Annotated in this window: 18 protein-coding genes; 12 read left to right on the top strand and 6 right to left on the bottom strand. The window is 45.3% G+C overall.

The genetic code is table 11. The features are described from left to right. Nucleotides 1–207 precede the first annotated feature (207 nt). On the top strand, nucleotides 208–1,770 hold the full coding sequence (locus BSZ04_RS06265; RefSeq protein WP_088879879.1) for a DEAD/DEAH box helicase: 1,563 nt from the start codon (nucleotides 208–210) through the stop codon (nucleotides 1,768–1,770). Nucleotides 1,771–1,843: 73 nt separating this feature from the next. Here BSZ04_RS06265 and BSZ04_RS06260 read toward each other — a convergent pair whose 3' ends face one another. Then, nucleotides 1,844–4,720, bottom strand: a complete 2,877-nt coding sequence (locus BSZ04_RS06260) for an MGH1-like glycoside hydrolase domain-containing protein (RefSeq protein ID WP_088879878.1) — start codon at nucleotides 4,718–4,720, stop codon at nucleotides 1,844–1,846. A gap of 222 nt (nucleotides 4,721–4,942) precedes the next feature. Between BSZ04_RS06260 and BSZ04_RS06255 the strand changes: the two genes are divergently transcribed. Genes BSZ04_RS06255 through BSZ04_RS06245 form a run of 3 tightly spaced genes read left to right on the top strand, consistent with a single transcriptional unit; the run spans nucleotide 4,943 to nucleotide 6,796 of the window. Beyond that, complete coding sequence (locus BSZ04_RS06255) at nucleotides 4,943–5,854, top strand: LysR family transcriptional regulator (protein WP_010452915.1); 912 nt, start codon at nucleotides 4,943–4,945, stop codon at nucleotides 5,852–5,854. A gap of 19 nt (nucleotides 5,855–5,873) precedes the next feature. Continuing rightward, on the top strand, nucleotides 5,874–6,251 hold the full coding sequence (locus tag BSZ04_RS06250; protein ID WP_038890775.1) for an MmcQ/YjbR family DNA-binding protein: 378 nt from the start codon (nucleotides 5,874–5,876) through the stop codon (nucleotides 6,249–6,251). Nucleotides 6,252–6,253: 2 nt separating this feature from the next. After that, nucleotides 6,254–6,796: a nucleotidyltransferase family protein gene (locus BSZ04_RS06245; protein ID WP_088879877.1), complete on the top strand. Its 543-nt coding sequence runs from the start codon at nucleotides 6,254–6,256 to the stop codon at nucleotides 6,794–6,796. Between the two features lie 7 nt (nucleotides 6,797–6,803). Here BSZ04_RS06245 and BSZ04_RS06240 read toward each other — a convergent pair whose 3' ends face one another. Beyond that, nucleotides 6,804–7,727, bottom strand: coding sequence for a LysR family transcriptional regulator (locus BSZ04_RS06240; RefSeq protein WP_071235128.1), 924 nt, complete (start codon nucleotides 7,725–7,727; stop codon nucleotides 6,804–6,806). 121 nt (nucleotides 7,728–7,848) lie between these two features. On the opposite strand from BSZ04_RS06240, the gene BSZ04_RS06235 reads away from it, so the two are divergent. From BSZ04_RS06235 to BSZ04_RS06215, 5 genes are all read left to right on the top strand, one after another. Beyond that, nucleotides 7,849–8,517 carry an SDR family oxidoreductase gene (locus BSZ04_RS06235; RefSeq protein ID WP_088879876.1) on the top strand — a complete coding sequence of 223 codons (669 nt, stop codon included), beginning with the start codon at nucleotides 7,849–7,851 and terminating at the stop codon, nucleotides 8,515–8,517. Between the two features lie 100 nt (nucleotides 8,518–8,617). After that, nucleotides 8,618–9,805 carry an MFS transporter gene (locus BSZ04_RS06230; protein ID WP_088879875.1) on the top strand — a complete coding sequence of 396 codons (1,188 nt, stop codon included), beginning with the start codon at nucleotides 8,618–8,620 and terminating at the stop codon, nucleotides 9,803–9,805. Between the two features lie 79 nt (nucleotides 9,806–9,884). Further along, entirely contained in the window at nucleotides 9,885–10,514 is a 630-nt protein-coding gene (locus BSZ04_RS06225; protein WP_088879874.1) for a GrxB family glutaredoxin, read from the top strand. Nucleotides 10,515–10,524: 10 nt separating this feature from the next. After that, entirely contained in the window at nucleotides 10,525–11,616 is a 1,092-nt protein-coding gene (locus BSZ04_RS06220; RefSeq protein WP_088879873.1) for an alkene reductase, read from the top strand. Nucleotides 11,617–11,779: 163 nt separating this feature from the next. Next, nucleotides 11,780–11,965 carry a hypothetical protein gene (locus BSZ04_RS06215; protein WP_009706309.1) on the top strand — a complete coding sequence of 62 codons (186 nt, stop codon included), beginning with the start codon at nucleotides 11,780–11,782 and terminating at the stop codon, nucleotides 11,963–11,965. Nucleotides 11,966–12,023: 58 nt separating this feature from the next. Here the strand turns inward: BSZ04_RS06215 and BSZ04_RS06210 are convergent, their stop codons facing one another. Further along, the gene (locus tag BSZ04_RS06210; protein WP_088879872.1) at nucleotides 12,024–13,466 is read right to left on the bottom strand and encodes a glutathione synthase; all 1,443 of its coding nucleotides are present in this window, start codon (nucleotides 13,464–13,466) and stop codon (nucleotides 12,024–12,026) included. Between the two features lie 460 nt (nucleotides 13,467–13,926). Here BSZ04_RS06210 and BSZ04_RS06200 point away from each other — a divergent pair, with 460 nt between their 5' ends. After that, nucleotides 13,927–14,448, top strand: coding sequence for a DUF2058 domain-containing protein (locus tag BSZ04_RS06200; RefSeq protein WP_017819376.1), 522 nt, complete (start codon nucleotides 13,927–13,929; stop codon nucleotides 14,446–14,448). Nucleotides 14,449–14,534: 86 nt separating this feature from the next. Here the strand turns inward: BSZ04_RS06200 and BSZ04_RS25175 are convergent, their stop codons facing one another. From BSZ04_RS25175 to BSZ04_RS06185, 3 genes are all read right to left on the bottom strand, one after another. After that, on the bottom strand, nucleotides 14,535–15,017 hold the full coding sequence (locus tag BSZ04_RS25175) for a DUF2059 domain-containing protein (RefSeq protein ID WP_071235136.1): 483 nt from the start codon (nucleotides 15,015–15,017) through the stop codon (nucleotides 14,535–14,537). A 183-nt stretch (nucleotides 15,018–15,200) separates the two neighbouring features. Then, on the bottom strand, nucleotides 15,201–15,593 hold the full coding sequence (locus BSZ04_RS06190; RefSeq protein ID WP_010452947.1) for a ribosome recycling factor family protein: 393 nt from the start codon (nucleotides 15,591–15,593) through the stop codon (nucleotides 15,201–15,203). Between the two features lie 4 nt (nucleotides 15,594–15,597). After that, complete coding sequence (locus BSZ04_RS06185; protein ID WP_088879871.1) at nucleotides 15,598–16,467, bottom strand: LysR family transcriptional regulator; 870 nt, start codon at nucleotides 16,465–16,467, stop codon at nucleotides 15,598–15,600. A gap of 107 nt (nucleotides 16,468–16,574) precedes the next feature. On the opposite strand from BSZ04_RS06185, the gene BSZ04_RS06180 reads away from it, so the two are divergent. Next, entirely contained in the window at nucleotides 16,575–17,831 is a 1,257-nt protein-coding gene (locus BSZ04_RS06180; RefSeq protein ID WP_088879870.1) for an adenylosuccinate synthase, read from the top strand. Nucleotides 17,832–18,050: 219 nt separating this feature from the next. Further along, complete coding sequence (locus BSZ04_RS06175; RefSeq protein WP_476726719.1) at nucleotides 18,051–19,625, top strand: EAL domain-containing protein; 1,575 nt, start codon at nucleotides 18,051–18,053, stop codon at nucleotides 19,623–19,625. Nucleotides 19,626–19,657 lie beyond the last annotated feature (32 nt).

The following is a 19,657-nucleotide window of genomic DNA, read 5'->3' as shown; positions in this document are numbered from 1 at the left end:
GCTTGTTAAACACCTTAAAACCTCAAGTTAGCTTTAGGTAAAGCGCTAATTTTTACACCGCGATAAGAAATGAGATCCACATCAAATATCCATACACGACGGAAATAGTTGAAGCCAACGCACAAAAGCCTCAGAATGGCGCACTTTTCGTGTCGAGCATAAATTCGACGCGCCTGTTATTTAAAACGACAATTGAGAATCATACATATGGGTTTTACCTCGTTAGGTCTATCTGCTCCAATCCTTAAAGCTATTCAGGAAAAAGGCTACGACACCCCTTCGCCAATTCAGGCAAAAGCAATTCCAGCTGTTTTGGAAGGGAAAGACGTAATGGCAGCAGCACAGACTGGTACAGGTAAAACGGCTGGCTTTACGCTGCCGATTCTTGAACGTCTGTCTAACGGTCCACGAGTACGCAGCAACCAAGTCCGCGCATTGGTGCTAACGCCAACTCGTGAGCTTGCAGCTCAGGTGCAAGAAAACGTATTCATGTACAGCCGTCACCTACCTCTAACGAGTGCAGTGGTATTTGGTGGTGTGAAGATCAATCCGCAAATGCTTCGCCTTCGTAAAGGTGCGGACGTATTGGTTGCAACACCAGGTCGTCTATTGGACCTATACAACCAAAATGCAGTGAAGTTCGACCAACTAGAAATGCTGGTTCTGGACGAAGCGGACCGCATGCTAGACATGGGTTTTATTCGCGACATTCGTAAGATCCTTGACTTGCTACCGAAGCAACGTCAGAACCTGCTGTTCTCTGCGACGTTCTCTAACGAAATTCGCGACCTTGCAAAAGGTTTGGTAAACAACCCTGTAGAGATTTCAGTTAACCCTGCAAACTCGACAGCACGCACCGTAGAACAATGCATCTACCCAGCAGACGTGAAGAAGAAAGCGCCAATGTTGGTCAAACTGATCAAAGACGGTGACTGGAAACAAGTATTGGTATTTACCAAAACCAAGCATGGCGCAAACCGCTTAGCCAAGTTCCTAATCGACCAAAAGATTACAGCAGCTGCGATTCATGGTAACAAGAGCCAAGGTGCACGTACCAAAGCACTGGCTGACTTTAAATCTGGTGAAGTTCGCGTTCTAGTTGCCACCGACATTGCTGCTCGTGGTATCGATATTCCACAACTTCCTCAAGTGGTGAACTTCGAGCTGCCGAAAGTAGCAGAGGACTACGTTCACCGTATTGGTCGTACTGGTCGTGCTGGTGAAGTGGGTAAAGCGATTTCTCTAGTGTGCGCACTTGAAGCATCAGAGCTGTTTGCGATTGAACGTTTGATTCAACAGCTGCTTCCTCGTAAAGAACTGGAAGGCTACGCACCAACTAACCTATTGCCAGAGTCGAAGCTTGATACTCGTCCTATCAAGCCAAAGAAACCGAAAAAGCCTAAAAAGCCAAAAGCAGAAGGTGAAAACGGTCAAACCGCTGAGAAGAAAAACAGCGGCGGTAACAACAAACCAAAGCGTCGTTTCAACAGCGACAACAAAAACGGTAAAGGCGAAAACAAATCAGGCAAAGGCGGCGCTGGTAAACCAAAAGGTAACCGCGATGGTCAAGCGCGATCCAACGGCAAGCCAAGCGGTAGCAAGCCGAATGCGAATAAGCCAAACGCGAGCAAAAACGGTAACGGTGGTAAACCGTCGGGTAACCGTAAGCCTAACAGCGGCAAACCAGCAGGCGCAAAGCCTTCAAACGGTAAACCGTCAGGCAACAAGCCATCAGGGCAACGTCGTAAGCCTCGTCCGCAAACTGCGTAGTCACTCTTTACTTTGTTAAAACAACAAAGCCGCTGGATAAATCAGCGGCTTTTTCTTAGAACTTCAATTCACGTTATTGAAGCGGTGCTATGCGGATATCAGCAATCTGCGCTTCATTCATCTCGCCATCTACGCCACCTGAGTAAATGTAGGTTTCATTAGATTTCAAGTAACTCATATTGAAATGGTCTTTGAGAACCAGTCGGTATGATTTGCCTTGTTCTAGAGAGACTTCAATCGGTGTTGAGTAACGCATACCTTTGTTCTCACCAATATGGCCCATTTGAATATAACCTTTACCAACTGACTGACCAGATTCGTCGAGAACTTCGAGCTCTTTCACTGCGTTAGTAATACCAGTATTTAGTTGGCCTAGGTTATTGTTATACCACGCCGCCAACTGGTATCGCCCGCTAGTAGGGACGGAGAAAGCACTCAGACCATTTACATCACCACTATCTTTGCTCACAGTGACTACCGATACATCGTCTTTTAGCGGTTGGTAATCACCCTCGAGTTTGACGCGAATATCTTCCCCAACACAAACAGGTTCACTTGGGTTAGAACGGAAGCCTTGTTCATTAATACTCTCAGCTAAATAACACGCAAAACCGCTTAAGGTATCGCTGTATTCTTTTCCGTTAACATTGCTTTGGATCAGTTGACCATTGCGGTACAAGTTAATGTTGTAGTCACTAGTTACACCAATCGTCACATTATTGTTGGTGCGAGCGACATCGAGCTCAGGCTCTTTTGGAGAAAAGACTTTTTCGCTCTCCGTTACGTAAGGTTTAACACCATCCACCACTTTTATACTGCTGTCGTCAGCAACAAGACTACCCAAGGTGACTTGGTAGTGACCATTATCATCAACCGTCACCTCTTCCACTGGATAGTAACCGTTTGACTCACCTTGTACTTCTGGCAGGTGAATCGTCACAGAGTAGCTTTTACCCTTGAAGCTGAAGTTTTCCAATGTAATCTGATCTGATTGAGCAAAAAGTTGATTGCGAACCCATCCTGTAATGAACGGTTTAACTTCCAATTGCCCTGTTTCAGTGTGAATACCAAAGATGGTTTCGACCACCATATTGAGGTAACCACCTACCGACCATAGCTGGCGCTGGGAGTTAATTACTGGGCCATCAAGAGAAGCATCTGCACCATGATCACTGTGAATAATGAACGATTTACCAGACAACCACTCCAAGTTTTCCATATTTGACAAGTTCGTTGCAGTACCGCGCACTAGGGATTGAATCGCATTATTAGCCGCTGCCACGTTTTGGGTATGATGTGCAGCGCGCAAGCTATATGCGGTGACAAATGGCCAAATAGCGCGGTTGTGATAAACAGGAACACCTGGCTGCTGAGGGAAATAAACTGGCACACCAAACTCACTATGAGGATAGTTTTCCATAATTTGTTTCGCCTGAGCATCACTGGCAATGCCACTTATAATTGCAAGCGCTTCACCTAGCATGTCATATTTATCGACCGCAATATCCTGCCCGTTGTCAAACAGGTAGCTGACGTACATACCGCGGTTCTCATTCCAAAAGTGCGTATTGATTGATTGCTTCAACTGATTCGCCCAATCGGTATATTTGACGGCATTTTTAGAGTCAAACTGCTCTGCCAACTTCGCTGCTAAGCGCATTGCTCGATAGTGAACCACGTTTGTTGATAGCGCCTTGCTACTACCAATCGCATTAACATCATCTGGCGTCCAAGTAGAATATGTCTGTTCACGCCAATCCAAGAAAGACTGTTCGCCAGTGTATAAACCTAAGTCTTGATCAAACGCTGCCAATCGATCTGCTTCTAGTGTATTGCTAACCGCATTGTAGGCGCGCTCGGCAAATTGGTTGTAGTCTTCCCCATCAAGTGCAGACAGCAAACGTTCAGCACCTAGCGCCCAAGTTGTTCGGTCAGTACTGATTGGCCAACTGCCACCAGTGCCTGTATCTTGAACAATTTGCTCACCGTCATATTGTTTATCGGTTGAATCACGGAACGCAGACAATTTGAATTCCAAACCATTTTCAACACGAGTAGGGTTCATCAACGCCAAAGACAAATCAGCCGCATAGGCAAGATCACGCGTCCAAACATAGTGCCATTTAGCACCTGTTTCGAACACTTCTGCTTTAATTGGTTTGTTGTAGTTATAGTTGCCATCTTTGATTTCAGAGACAGCGAGTTGATCGAGTTCTTTAAGAGTTAGCGCAAACAACGCGTCAAACGCAGTGTCACCAGATACAACTCGTGGGCCATCCTGCTCGGTAATCACCATACCTTGATCGAGAGCATCTCGTAACTCAGTTGTCGTTGATATACCAAACTCACGTTGTGCCGCTTTTGGATCGTTGACTGAGAAAGTCACCGTTTCATTACTACCGTCGTAATTAGCGAAGAGTTTGACTTCTTTTACTTGGTGACCTTCGTGCACCATGGCGGGATCAATAATGGCATCAGAATAGTACTTCTCGGCTTCGGCCTGCGTCGCTTTGGTGACCGTCATCGTTGCGCTACTTTCACTGGCAAAGTTCACTGAGAACTTGTAGTACCCTTTATCAGCAAACGTAATTTCCGAGTTACAGTCATTGTTCATGCACGCTTCATTCGTCTCTGGCTTAGGCAGATAGTCTTGAGGCTGGTCAAATACCGCAGGATCTGAAAAGTGTGTGTATTCAATTTGCCAACCCGGATCGGCAATCTTGAATTGGTTACTACCACGAGCGACGCGCAGAACCGTCTCATATTCATTGTTGCCTAAATAGTTAAGCTTAGCGTGTTCGCCGGTTCCCCAATCGCCGTTTAAGCCACGTAAGTACAGGTCAGCAGAAATAATTGGTTTGTCCACTACTTCCGGACTATCTGAATCGGAACCGCAGCCCGATAAACCGATACATGACGCGACAGCAAGCGCAATAATACTTGGTTTCATAGTTATCCCTTAGATTGTTATTTTGGGCGATAGTCTAAGAAACCATTGGTTCAACGAAAAATAGGCGAACCGTAATCAGATATAGATAACATCTATATCCACTAAACCGAACGTGACTGAGATCTACGAAAGGCATTTATCTTCGAATAAATGAGGTTTTAAATTTGTGATTTATAAATATTATTGTGCAAAATACTCCCACTTAAACTATGGGTAACACGTATGGATAAATCACTTCAGCAGTTTTTACTTGTAGCTCGCTGCAAAAGCATCAGTGCAGCTGCAAGGCTAGCAGGGTTAAGCCAACCTACGGTCACCCACAACTTGAAAAAGCTAGAAGACAACCTTGGTGTCATGTTATTTGAACGACACGCAAATGGTATGGAGCTAACCGAGTATGGGCGCATCCTCTATCGTCATAGCAATGCAATGCAGCACGAGTACAACCAGATGATGCAAAGCATTGGTGAACGAAAACAATACCAAGTAGGCAAAATTAAAATGGGAACGGGCGATGCATGGTGGCCTTTGTTTGCCAAACGCGCACTCGACGAGCACCTTGCTCAATCTCCCTCCGCATCTACTCACGTAGAGTTTGGTAATCACCTCGCTTTGATGGATTCGTTAATCAACGAGCAAATCGAATTCTTTATTGGCCATGAGATCGTTGGCCTATCAGAAAAATGTGATGTCACGTTTATCCCTTTGTTTCAAACCGCTGATGACTTCTTTGTTTCACCAAGCCACCCTCTTCTCAGTCAAGTCGTCACAGAGCGAATGCTGCATGAATACCCCGCGCTCTCAGTAACTTATGACGCAAAAAAGTTCAATCACGTCATTGATAATCCCATTCCAAAGCAAAATGAAAGAGAACGCCAGCAACTGGATGATAGACCGACGTACGAAATTGACTCATTACTTGCCAGCATTGATACCCTTAAAGACAGCGTTGCTGTAATGTCCTATACCAGCCATCTGAGTGATTATTTGGAGTCGTTCGGTTTGCAGAAACTAACTATGGAAAAAAAAGCTAAACCGGGAACGGTAGGAATTTATCGTCACCGACGAGAGACCTCGGAATCTCACTTAGCTTTGATCGAAAGAATAACCAAACTGGCGCAGAGTTTAAGTTGAAAATGAACGAGGTGTAACGATGACATACGATGAATTTAATCAATTCTGTGGCTCATTCGCTGCCACTTCCCATGTAGTTCAATGGGGCGATGCGCACGTTTGGAAAGTCGGTGGAAAGGTATTTGCCATTGGCGGTTGGAGTAAAGAAAAGCAGCCTGCATTTACGTTTAAGACCTCCCCTTTAAACTTCGACTTTTTAAGTGATTACGAGGGCTATATTCCTGCGCCATACTTTGCAAATCGAGGTATGAAGTGGATTCAACAAACGGAAACCTCCGGACGCCTAGACGAAGAGCTAAAGTACTATTTGTCAGAATCTTATCGATTAGTTGCACTTGGCTTGAGTAAGCGAAAACGCGAAGAATTGGGCATTGAGCTGCCACCAGCGAAGCAATAGTGATGTTTGAAGATAAACTCGTCCAGTTATTGGCGAAGGATCCAATTCGCGTTCAAGCATTGCAATGCGTCCGCTCGCTAAATTTACCAGATTGCTACATTGCTGCTGGCTTTGTTCGAAACTTAGTTTGGGATCACCTTCATCAAAAGCAAAATTCGACACCATTAAACGATCTTGATGTGGTTTATTTCGATCCGAATGAGTTGGACGAACAAGCCTACCTCGAATACGAAGCTCAACTAAACGCCTTAATGCCAGAGCTCAACTGGCAAGTTCGCAATCAAGCAAACATGCACCTAAGGAATGGTGACGAGCCATACCAAAGTACCTTAGATGCAATGAGTTACTGGCCAGAAAAAGAGACAGCGGTCGCTGCCAGATTGAACGAAAAGAACCAGATAGAGTGCATTTCAGCGTTCGGGTTTGAGTCTTTGTTTGAAAGTCAGATTACTTACAATCCCAAGCGAAAATTAGCGCTGTTTCAATCTCGGGTAGAATCCAAAAACTGGCTGATCACATGGCCTCAATTGCAGGTTGCCGTCTAAGTCTTGCTTATTCAGGAAACTGGCTATGGAAGCGCTCAATCAAGAAGTCCAAAAACAAACGAAGTCGCTTGGGTTGATACTGGCGGCTCAGGTAAATCACGTTCAAATCTGCACCTGCAGAAGAGGTCGATGCGTTGAAGTTCTTCATATAGCCATTTAACACCGTCACTAAACGCTGCTGTTTGATGTCTTCTTGTACATCGAGAATCGATTTCAACGCAATACCCGCCCCATCTAACGCCCATTGACGAATCACTTCGCCATCATCAGAAAAACGCTTTGGTACGACGGTAACAACGTTGTGCTGCTCTTCATCTTGAAAGTGCCATGTTTTCAGCTCTTCATTGCTGCGAACCATGGCTAGACAATCGTGCTGAGCTAAATCTTGTGGCGTGATCGGCGTGCCTTTCTTTGCCAAATACTGAGGAGAAGCGCAAAGCACTCGGCGACTGGATGCCAGTTTGCGAGAGATAAGGTTGCTGTCGGCTAGCTCCCCATATCGGATAACGATGTCCAAACCGGACTCAGCTAAGTTGGATAAGTTATCGTTCAAATACAGATAAGGGATCACATCGGGATAGAGCTGACTAAATTCCGACAGTATTGACGAAATATATTGCTTACCAATATCACGAGGAGCCGAGATTTTAAGTGTGCCGCGCACTTCTTTGGTGCCAGTTTGGAGTAAGTTCTCCGTCTCTTTAACGCTGTCGATGATTTCCAAGCATGCCTGATGGTACATAGCACCAGAGTCCGTCAATGAGATATGCCTTGTACTGCGATTAAGTAATTTCACCCCATAACGGTCTTCCAGCGACTGCAATCTTGCCGTTACTGTTGCTGGCGATAAGCCGAGCTCTCTACCCGCCGCTGCCAGCCCTTGGTTCTTCACTATGCTGACAAACAGCGTCATATCCGAAAACTTATCCACATTCCCTCCTCAAATCTCATTATTCGGCTGAGTTGAATAATCAATTCAAATATTACCCAATTATCAAATTTCTTCCAATCAATATACTGGCTCCAACGAAACGAGATTGGAGAAACAAATCATGAAAACAAAAAAAGCTGTTTACGTCGTACTCGGTGGCACATCAGGTATTGGTGCTGAACTTAGCCAACAACTTGCGAGCGACAATGCGGTTGTCCACGTAGCAAGCCGCAAAACAGGGCTAGACATCAGCGATGAACAGTCGGTTTACCACTACTTCGAAACCATTGGTGCTTTTGACCACCTGATCGTCACAGCAGGTTCTTATGCTCCGGCAGGTAAAGTCGTAGACGTGGAAGTTTCCCAAGCAAAATACGCTTTTGATACCAAGTTTTGGGGCGCCATCAACGCGGCGAAACATGGCGCACGCTACATCAAGAAAGGCGGTTCAATCACGCTAACGTCCGGCATGTTATCGCGCAAAGTTGTTGTTAACACCTACGTCAAAACTGCCATCAACGCGGCCATTGAAGCAACCACAAAAGTACTGGCGAAAGAATTGGCTCCGATCAGAGTGAATGCAGTCAGCCCAGGTTTGACCAAAACTGAGGCGTATCAAGGCATGAACGAAGACGACAGAAATGCTATGTACCAACGCACACAAAATAGCTTACCTGTGGGTAAAGTTGGTGAAGCCAGTGACGTTGCAAAAGCTTACTTACTTCTGATTGAAAACAGCTACATGACTGGCGCCGTGATCGATGTTGATGGTGGCGCACTGCTTGGTTAACAACACACGCTTAGCTAACCGCAAATAAAAACAAGGTGTCAGAGTAATAAAAAAGCATGGCACCAATGGGTTCAAACGAAATAAAAAAAGAGACTCCCCCATGAATAAAGAAAAAATGCCGCTGCAGGTATGGATCTTAACGCTTGCAGCTTTTGCTATCGGTACCGCAGAATTTGTTATTGCAGGAATCCTTCCTCAAGTCGCCAACTCTTTGTCCATCACGGAAGGGCAAGCGGGTTACCTAATCAGTGCCTACGCACTTGCCATTGTGTTTGGCGGCCCGCTACTTACGATTTACTTAGCACGCTTTAACAAGAAAGCCGTACTGGCTGGGCTAATGGTGCTGTTTATTATCGGCAACGTACTGTCCGCTTTCGCACCTAACTACTTTGTGTTAATGGTCAGCCGAGTGATCACGGGCTTGGTTCAAGGTCCTTTCTACGGTATCGGAGCCGTGGTCGCGACCAATTTGGTTTCAGAAAAAATGGCAGGTCGTGCGGTCGGACAGATGTTCGCAGGCCTAACATTGGCTAACGTTTTAGGTGTGCCTGGCGGTACTTGGATTGGCTTGCAATTCGGCTGGCACACTACTTTCTTAACCGTTGCCGCTTTTGGTTTAGTGGCTCTGTTCTTCATCACTTCAGTGATCAAATCGACTGGTCATGGGGAAGCAAAAGATGTCAAAGCACAATTAGCTGCGTTCAAAAACCCAATGCTACTTATCAGCCTTGCGATCACCGTATTTGCTTGGTCGGGGTTTATGACTTTGTATGGCTACATCGCCCCTATCGCCATGCACATCACTGGCTTTGGTGAAAGTGCCGTGACTTGGATTTTGGTTATCGTTGGTGTCGGTCTGATTGTCGGCAACACCATGGGTGGTCGTTCATCAGATAAAAACCTACAAAAAGCGTCCATGTTCTGGGCTATCGCGATGATTGTGTCACTGGTACTGGTCGGCCTAACTGTCGACAGCAAAGTGCTGTTTATTGCCACCGCCTTTGTATTTGGTATTGCATCATTCGCTAACGTGCCAGCTATGCAGCTTCGAGTAATGAACCACGGTGGTGAAGGTCAAGAATTAGCAGCGACAGCAAACATCTCGGCGTTCAACTTAGCCAATGCCTTTGGCGGTTTCTTAGGCGGCATGGTGCTCGATAGCCAAATGGGCGCAAGCATGATCCCTTACGCAGCCATCATTGTTCCACTGATTGGTTTGCTATTCATCGCCAAGGCAAACCGCAAAGAAAGCAAACAAACTGAGCTAACACCAAGCTTCAACAACTAATTTCATCCCTACTGGTAGCCCTGACTTAACGCCACCCGAACAAGCGGGGCTACACAATACGAATCGATAGGAAAACACTATGAAACTCTACATTTACGAACATTGCCCATTCAGTGCTCGCGTCCGCTACGTTGCTGGCATGCTGAATATCCAACTCGACGTCATCAATATTGCTTATGACGACGACAAAACCACAACAGACCTGATTGGAACCAAACAAGTACCACTTCTTATCAAAGACAACGGTGAAGTGATGGCAGAAAGCCTAGATATCATCGCTTACTTCCTTGAATTGGCAGCATCAAGCGAAACAAGCCAACCATCTCAACAAGCGCTGGATTGGCAAAAAATTGCGTTTCTTCCACTGCAAAAAGTGGGTTACCCACGTTGGTCAAACATGGATTTACCAGAGTTTGCCACTCAGTCTGCACAGCTCGCTTGGCGCGCGAAAAAGGAAACTGAAGCACTCAATTTTGACACACTTCTGCAAGACACACCAAACATTGCCAAAGAGGTAGAAGCGCTCATCGAACGTGCGAAAAGTGTGTTGAACCTCGACTCTTATCAGCATGTGACTTTGGTAGACGAAGCGATCCTATTTTCTATTTTGCGCGGGTTCTTCAGTGCCACAGAAATCCAATGGGACAACGCCGTGAAAGATTGGATGGAATCGGTAAGCAACAAAACCCAAGTACCACTACTTAAGTAAGGAATCGATCATGAGCAAACTATTTGAACCAACACAGCTGAAACAACTAACTCTGCAAAACCGCGTAGCCATGGCTCCAATGACCCGAGCGCGCACCAGCCAACCGGGAAACATTCCAAACCAAATGATGGCGACTTACTACAAGCAGCGTGCTACCGCAGGCTTAATCATCTCTGAAGCCACCCAGATTTCAGACGATTCGCAAGGTTACTCGTTCACACCAGGCGTCTACACTGATGAACAAGTGGCAGGCTGGAAAACCGTCACTCAAGCAGCAAAAGAGCAAGGCGCAGCGATGTTTTGTCAGTTATGGCATGTTGGCCGTGTATCACACCCGACATTCCAAAGAGGCGAACAGCCTATTGCCCCATCAGCACTAAAACCCATAGAAACCCAAGTGTGGATTGCCGACGAGCAAGGCAATGGCAACATGGTCGATTGTGTAGAGCCACGAGCGATGACTCAAGCCGATATTGACCGTGTAGTGAGTGATTTCGCCTATGCTGCGAAACGTGCGATTGAAGCAGGCTTCGATGGCGTTGAAATCCACGGCGGTAATGGTTACCTGATTGACCAGTTCCTACGTACCAATTCAAACCACAGAACTGATAACTACGGCGGAACTCGCGAAAACCGACTTCGCTTTTTGTTAGAAGTGGTCGATGCGGTTAGCGAAGCCATTGGTGCCAACAAAGTGGGAGTACGACTCGCACCTTTCATCACTTTCAAGGACATGAACTGCCCAGACATTGTGCCAACCATCCTCGATGCATCGAAACAACTTCAAGCTCGTGATATTGCGTACTTACACTTGTCTGAAGCAGATTGGGACGACGCACCAGTGATTCCAGAAAGCTTCCGCATCGAGCTGTGCAAATACTTCACCAATACGATTATCGTGGCTGGCAGTTACACCCAAGAGCGTGCTGACGAGGTGCTTGAGAAAGGCTATGCGGATTTAGTCGCGTTTGGACGCCCGTTTGTTTCTAACCCAGACTTGGTGGCGCGCTTACAGCACAAACAACCTCTGGCTGAACTGGATGGCTCAACACTATTTGGTGGTAATGAACACGGCTATACAGATTACCCAGCGCTTGGTTGAGAGACTTTACCCACTTCTGATAGCGATTAATAGCGTGCCGTATTTCTCAGATTAATCAGTTGCTATCCCATAAAGGGAAAAGCGCAACGCAGCTCAACGTTTTCTTAAGTTTGAGTGTAATAAACTGACTGCATATTAAGAATGCAAGTTTAGGAGAGCGCTCGTGTCTGATGAAACTACAAAACAAGAAGTGACGGTTGTTGATATTAAAATGCCATTTATGTCGATGGTGATCTTTATGGTCAAGTTCGCTATCGCTTCAATCCCGGCGATGATCATTCTAGGTATTATTTTCAGTATCTTAGGGGCACTTTTCGGAGGGATGTTCCACGGTATGGGCCACATGTAACCAACTAATCCAAAAATAAAAACACTCTCCATACTTTACTCATGGAGAGTGTTTCTTTTTAATCCACCAGCACTAAAGAATCTAAGATACCTTTGCCGCTGTGGATGCCACCTTCGTTTTCACTGGCTGGTTTACTGCGAATCAAATAGCCCGCGTAGCCATCCAATTGCGTTACAGGTTCACCTTGATAGTGCGCCGTGAATAAACCAATTTCACTCACAAGGTCCGTCACCACGCTCTGCTGTGCATCACGCACTGCAATCGTTGGTATTTCTCTTTCATGCGGATACAAACGCTGCATCAAGGCCCAAGCACTGTATTGCTCTTGCGGCAGTCGACTCAGCTGTTTAGCAATATCGTCACCAAAGATACAGTGACCACCGCCCTCACCTTGGTTCTTCAATACCCATTCGTTTTTGTTACCAGAAGCAGCAAACCATTTAATCGTGTCAGTGTTAATTGGCTTCATCTCTGCCAATACGCTTTTGACTAACTCGGCTTCTTCAAGATTGAGTCCCCAGCGCTGATACTCACTTGCTGGCATCATGGTTAACAGCATTTGCATTGATTTGCTGGTCGCTAACTGTTGGCTGATAGTTGCATTCATCGCCACGTAGTGCTTTTCCATGAACAAACGAGTCTGACTCAAGGTATGGCAACAGATTGGTTCGTTCAGCTCTGGCGAGAAGTAATCCATATATTGATAACCAGCACGTAAGTACACAACGTCAAGACCGCCAATGTTATCTAACAAGAGGCGTTGCTTGTCGCCGCTCGATAGCTGTGAACTTAGCTGCTCAAAGGTACGTCTTACTGTGCGAACGCCAAGCTTCTGCAATTCCACTTCGAGCAAGTGTTGGTCATACACATTGTCTTCGTTTTTCTGCACCACCATCAGAAACGTCGGCGCGCCTTCTTCATTAAAATGCGCTTTGACTTTTCTCGCGGCAGTGGCAATGCCAAGCGCAAGTTGCTGCATGCCTTGGTTATCGGCTGGTGTTGCCGTTTTATCCTCTAACCATTGTTGGTAAATGCTGTCCCACTGTGAGCTTAAGAATTGATGCAGCTCTGTGGCACGCTGACCAAAAGGCGCCATCCCAGCCGCAATGCCATTAAACTCGATCACTTTCGCACCGTGTTGACGATCATCCATAAAGTCGGTGCGCATTAACAACAGCGGTTGGCGCGCAGCTTCATGGTGAACCTCTTTATGCAGCTCCAATAAACGTTCAAAGAAAGTATCGGCTTTGCCTAGCTCGGCTAGGGAGGTTTGCAGGAATTCATAATCCTCAGACACATGACTGATCAGCTTGGCGATCAACGGCGTCACTTTCTTCAAATGTGCGAATACATCACGCTCTATCGTCATTGGCGCAAAGCTAAAAGGACAGTGTCTTGCGGTGTTATCTGCTTGACGAAATGCCACGCCGTGCATGATTGCCCACTCACAAGCTTCTTCAATCACTTGTTGCGGGATGGTTTGTTTGTCTGAGGTACTCATGTTTTTGCTTCAAAATTTTTCGCCTAATGTACTTAAGACGCTGGAAGTTGCAATAAGACGCACACTTTCTCGATTTATTTTTCGTTTTTTTGCTCAACAAAGCGCCGAGTCATATCCCGCCGTATGCTTATACTCAAGTAACCTCGAGGTGCTTGGTTCAGCGAGAATGACTTGGTTTGAAGGCGAGGCAACAATTTGAAGATCTAGTGATTCTAAATCAATAATTGTTAACGAAGCATACTAACCAAGACAACTCGCCCTTCGGGAGCGTGTCACTGAAGCAATTTCTTCGTCAAACAACTTGGAAAGAGCTAACTATTCCGCTTCGTTGTTTTCCTCGAACTTGAATCAGTGACAACGCTCTGAATCCTGCACCTTGAAGTCACTTGAGTATATCCCTCTTTATTTGCGGCGGATGACTGGTTAAAATGCACAAAATTGCGCACTAACTGGATAGATCATGGCAAAACTTACCCTTCAAGAGCAGATGCTAAAAGCAGGCTTGGTTAACGAGAAAAAACTGAAGAAAGCGAAGAAAGGCTCTAAAAAATCACGCGTTCAAGCTCGCGAAGTAAAAGCGGCGGTTGAAGAGAACAAACGTCAGCAGTTAGAACGTGACAAGCAATTGAGCGAGCAACAAAACGCAGAGCGCTTGAACAAAGAAATTAAAGCGCAAATCAACCAACTGATTGAAATGAACAAGGTTGATTTGAAAGATGGCGACATCAAATACAACTTCACACACGGTACACTTGTGAAGTCGCTTTACGTTGATTCAATCATTCGTGATCAATTGATCAAAGGCATCTTGGCGATTGCGATTGTCGGTGAGAGCTATGTGGTTATTCCTCGTCCTGTTGCGAACAAGATTGCTCAGCGTGATGAATCTGTGATCATCGAACAGAAAGAACCAGAAGCAGACATCCCTGCAGAAGATGACCCGTACGCAGATTTCGTCGTACCAGACGATTTGATGTGGTAAGAGTACCTCAATTTATAATAAGAAAGGCCGCTGTCTAAGCGGCCTTTTTTCTTCCCGAGATGCATTAAAATCTAAAAACAGTGTCTTTACTGCTCTTCAATATCAGCATGAAGTTGCTTGATTCTTGCTTGAAGCCTTGGTGCTAAATTCTGCATCATAGTTTGGCTTAAAATCATCGACTCCTGAGTCACTTGAGGCATCTTCTTCAAAATGCTCTGACCCTCGTCCGTTTGATAGAAAGCCAGCATTGCTGAAATCTCAGCTTCAGTAAACTGTCTCATGTAGACATCCATTGTCATAGGCTTAAGTTTAGCCCAACTCACTTCCTCTCTAAGCATCTGGTTAACATCTTGGTAGTACTGCTCAATGATGGCTTGCTTCGACTCTGAGACGTTGAGCTCTTTGGAGGCTTGAATAGTGACCTCATTCACCTGGGCATGAATTGTTTCAACAATCGCATCCATGTCCATAATCTCTAGCAGTTCACTGAGTTTTTCTAATTTGGTTTCTTCTGAAGCCATTACATGTAACGGCAACACAAGCAACAGAGCTAATACCAACTTCCTCATCACTCTATCTCATCCTCTAAAGCTATTGATATTTCTAAAATATTCACGTAATTGCTTAAACAGGTATGACTTTATAAGTTCGTGAGCAACATTGCACTACTGCTGATCACAATAACGGATTTCCTCACTAAATAAGCCAAGATAAATGACTACCAGCACCGTAAACGTGTTCAATGTGCTCTTTCAAAGCATCTCTGCCTCAAAGCGCGCCGTTCGCGCTTGCGCGATGGTACAGTTTGTTTCTGACATCAACTCTGCCAAAGTAATATTTGGGTTTTCTGATACCAATCTAACGAGCTTGGCTTCCAAAGGTTCGAGCTTATCGCTGTGTTTGGTGAGACCAACTTCTATTTTGCTGATCATAAATCGCATCGGCTCAGCTTCTTCGACCCTAATGTGATCGAGAAACGCTTTCAAATCCAAAGCCTCACCAGTAATTTGCCAATTACGTGAACGTCGGATGCGCTTCAGTTCGCACTTTTTCTCCACCGCAATTGCTTTAGCCCGCTTAGCATTATCACCACCAATTCGGTGTATTAAAGATGGTAGAGGGATGGTAATGGTTGTGTCTTTCAATATATTACACCTCTACTACCGATACATTCTCACCCACCCACTTCAATAACTGTTTTGCGGCTTTGGACAGCACTTGGTTTTGGCGCACTATGTAGCCAAAATCAGTGTTGGGAAAACTGGGTAATGGCGTGACTTCTCGCGAGAGTTTCAACCTTGGGTCGAGGGAGAAATCAGGCACAATCGCCGTTCCAAAGCCAGCTTCGGCCCAGTCGATTTGCGCCTCTACGCTACCGACTTCCATCACCCTGTGTTTAGGTAATTTCAATTCAGGCAAAGAGGCATCAATCAACTCGCGCGTTCGGGTGTCGTGACCGAGCAAGATCAATGTTTGGTTCTCTTCACTGTTTTCTCGCCAATCAAAGATGTTATCGCCGAAAGCGCACCAATGGATTTGTGTGAGCGGAGTGAAGTGCAGTGGTTGGCTTTCTTTCTGTGCAATAACAAAACCAATGTCAGCTCGGGCACTTTTTACTAAATCTACCGCTTGTGATGAAGTGGTGTTGAACAGTGCTAAGTCGATACCAGGATATTCATTTTTAAATTGTTGGAATGGTTTGATAAGCAACAGGCGCGAGACAATATCACTCGCCGCAATCGAGAGTGTCCCTTGCGTTAAGTCATTGATGGCGTTGAGATCGGATTGGCAGATTTGCAGCTCATTCAGCATGTGCTGTGCGGTGTCTAACAAACGCTTTCCGGCTTGGGTCAATTGCACAGGGTTACGTTCAATCAACTTAGCCCGCGTCGCTTGCTCAAGCTGTTTGATATGAAGACTCACATTTGGCTGCGTCATGTGCAGTTCAATCGCTGTTTTTCCGAAATGTTTTACTTCTGCCAAGGTGACAAAGGTGCGTAACCAGTTCAAATCTAACATAGAAAATTACCCGATATGATTTCCTTATTAAGTTAATGAGTATAATTAATTTCTCTTATTCATGCGAGCATCCTAAGATTTTCCGGTCTGTTTTTGGAGAATGAATTATGTCGTCTATCGTTGTTGTGGGTGCAAACTGGGGTGATGAAGGCAAAGGCCGCATCGTTGACTTTTTGGCAGAGCAAGCTTCTGCAAGCATTCGTTTCCAAGGTGGTAACAACGCGGGTCACACCGTAGTTAACGACCTAGGTACGTTCAAGCTGCACCAGCTACCAAGTGGCGTTTTCAACCCTGACTGTTTGGCAGTTTTAGGTCCGGGTATGGTTATCAGCCCTGCGTCGCTGTCTCAGGAGATTGCGGAAGTTGAAGAAGCGGGCGTGAAAGTGAAAATGTGCATCTCTGATCGCGCAACACTGTGTCTACCTCTACACGCACTAGAAGATACGCTAGAAGAACAACGCTTAGGCGACAACGCATACGGTTCAACTCGTCAGGGTATTGCCCCTGCATACGGTGACCGTGTGATGAAAAAAGGCATCCTAGTTGGTTGGTTGAAACAACCAGAAGTTCTGGTAGAACGCATCAAGTTCTGGATGGACTGGAAACTTCCTCAACTACGTGCCCTTTACCCAACATTCGAATTCGAGCAAACCGCTGAAGAAATGGCGAACTGGTTGCTGGAAGTGTCTGCCCCATGGCGTGATGCTATCTGCAACGTAACGCTGCCGCTAAAAGAGCTGCAAGCAAAAGACCAAACTCTACTGTTCGAAGCACAACTAGGTGCGGGCCGTGACCTTGTTTACGGTGAGTACCCATGGACAACATCTTCAAACGTTGTGTCTATGTACGCAGGTATCGGTAGTGGTCTTCCTGCTCTGCGTCCAGAGCGTGTTATTGCAGTAGCAAAAGCGTTCAGCTCATCAGTAGGTACTGGTACGCTAATCACCGCAATGGAAGAGCAAGATGCATTCCGTGAACTAGCGGGTGAGTTCGGTGCAACAACAGGCCGTCCACGTGACATGGGTTACTTCGATGCAGTAGCAACGAAGAACGGTGTTGAGCTTCAAGCAGCGACTGAAATCGCACTGACAAAAGTGGACTGTCTGACTGGTCTTAAAGATCTAAAAATCTGTGTTGGTTACGAAGGCGAGCACAGCGAAAACCCAATTTGGCCTCAAACGGCTGCACTAGCACCAATCTACGAGAAGATGGAAAGCTGGAGCGAAGACATTACTGGTTGTCGTAAATTCGAAGAGCTACCAGTCGCGGCACAAAAATACGTTCTACGTATTGAAGAACTAATGGGCGTACCAGTGAAGATGGTATCGGTCGGTCCTGGTCGTGAACAAATGATTATGCGCTAAGACGTGGAATAACACGTCTATATCCAAGTTACAGTAAGTGCTTGGTTATATTAGCAAGCGGCTTTTATCTTTTCCGGGGTAAAGCCGCTTTTTTTATAACCAAATATCTCTAGCTAAATTTTTTATAAGATCGGGCTCACATTCTACGTAGAATAATTCCTAAATTTGAGACGCTTCATATAGCTTTGTGTAAATTTTCGATTTTGCTTCCAAATTCTTGTGAATTATCATCTTCTTACTCGTACTTATCGCGGCTTTGGTGACAACTTTAAGATGCTTATTGTCGCGGTGATATCTTTCTCCGTTACCATGTTGGCAATGATTCCAATCGCCAATCAACATCACAAGAGCCTCACTTTAACTGCCGTTTCTCAGATAGAATCTGAATTGTTATCGAGTATCGATCAGTTAAGTTATTTACTCGAAGATGATTTCTATGAGCAAAGCTGCGACCACTTAATCTACGAATTACGAAGTAGCATTTTCAGTCTAGGTATGGCTAAGGAAGCGGCTACGTTCGACGCTAATGGTAAAGTGCGCTGCACCAGCAGTGAGCGCGCACCATCCTTCCACATATACAAAACGATACTAGCCCGCCTCGCGGAGAGTGAATCACATGTCACTCTATCGTACACGCGTAGTGCCTTAATCCCAGATAAAACCTTGATTTTATTATTCTCTCGCTACAATGGGAGAGGAGTAAGCGTTCTTTACCCCAAAGAATATCTCGTTGAAATGGTAGAAGATATTTTTAGCTTTGGTGATATGGATTATCGAATCGATGTAATTGGCCGAACGGTGAAAAGCGCGAAAGGCAAAGAGCCAATCAGAATTGAAGAAATTGAGTCATCCGTTTTTCCGCTTAAAGTCTTCTCTTGCGTTGGGATAAATTTCTACTTTACCTACCTCCTGAGTAAGCTTTGGATTGGGTTATTGGCAATGACATTTTGCATGCTTGCTTACCTGATGTATTCCGCGAGAAAAGTGGAGCAAAACAGCTTAGAGTTTTCTTTGGCTAAAGCGATAAAAAACAAAAACCTAACGGTCCACTTTCAGCCTATTGTTGATCAAAGAGACAACAAAGTTATCGGTGGTGAGTCACTGGTAAGATGGATTGATCCAGTTCAAGGGTTTATTTCGCCTGGAATCTTCATACCCTTAGCGGAAAAAGTCGGCCTGATCGACAAGATCACCTACTTAGTGCTAGAGAGAGCGGCCTTGTTAATAGAGAAAAACAAATCCCATTTCCAAGACCGCTACATCAGCGTGAATATTAGCCGATCCCTTATTTTACGAGCCGACTTTATCAATGAAATTGAAGCTCGGCTGAGATTCAGACACTTTATTTGTGAGAGATTGGTATTCGAAATAACGGAAGAGGCGATATTTTCTGAGTCTGAGCTATCAACACTAAAAAAACACCTCAACAGCTTATCTCAGCTAGGGATACGAATCGCGATTGACGATTTTGGAACTGGATACTCAGGGCTAGATTTTATCACTCAGTATTCTTTTGACATCATCAAAATCGATCGCGTCTTTGTCAATAACTTGAATGACAGTCAAACCATACGACCTTTACTCGAATCTATGCGCACACTAGCAACAACACTTAATATGTCTGTTGTTGTGGAAGGGGTTGAGGAAGAATCGCAACTAATGGTTTTACGCCAATTAGGCTTTTACAACATCCAAGGCTTCTATTTCTCGAAACCTATCCCTCACGATAAGTTTATGACATTTGTTGAGCAAAGCGACAAAGTCGCGGACTCAATTAAGAGCGTAAACTGTTAGACAAAAGAGCGCTCTGCGCGCTCTTTTGCTAT

The sequence above is a fragment of the Vibrio rotiferianus genome (genome assembly GCF_002214395.1).
GTDB classification, from domain to species: Bacteria; Pseudomonadota; Gammaproteobacteria; order Enterobacterales; family Vibrionaceae; genus Vibrio; species Vibrio rotiferianus.
The sequence above is the reverse complement of the archived record's forward strand: the minus strand, read 5'-3'. Positions and strand labels throughout refer to the sequence as shown.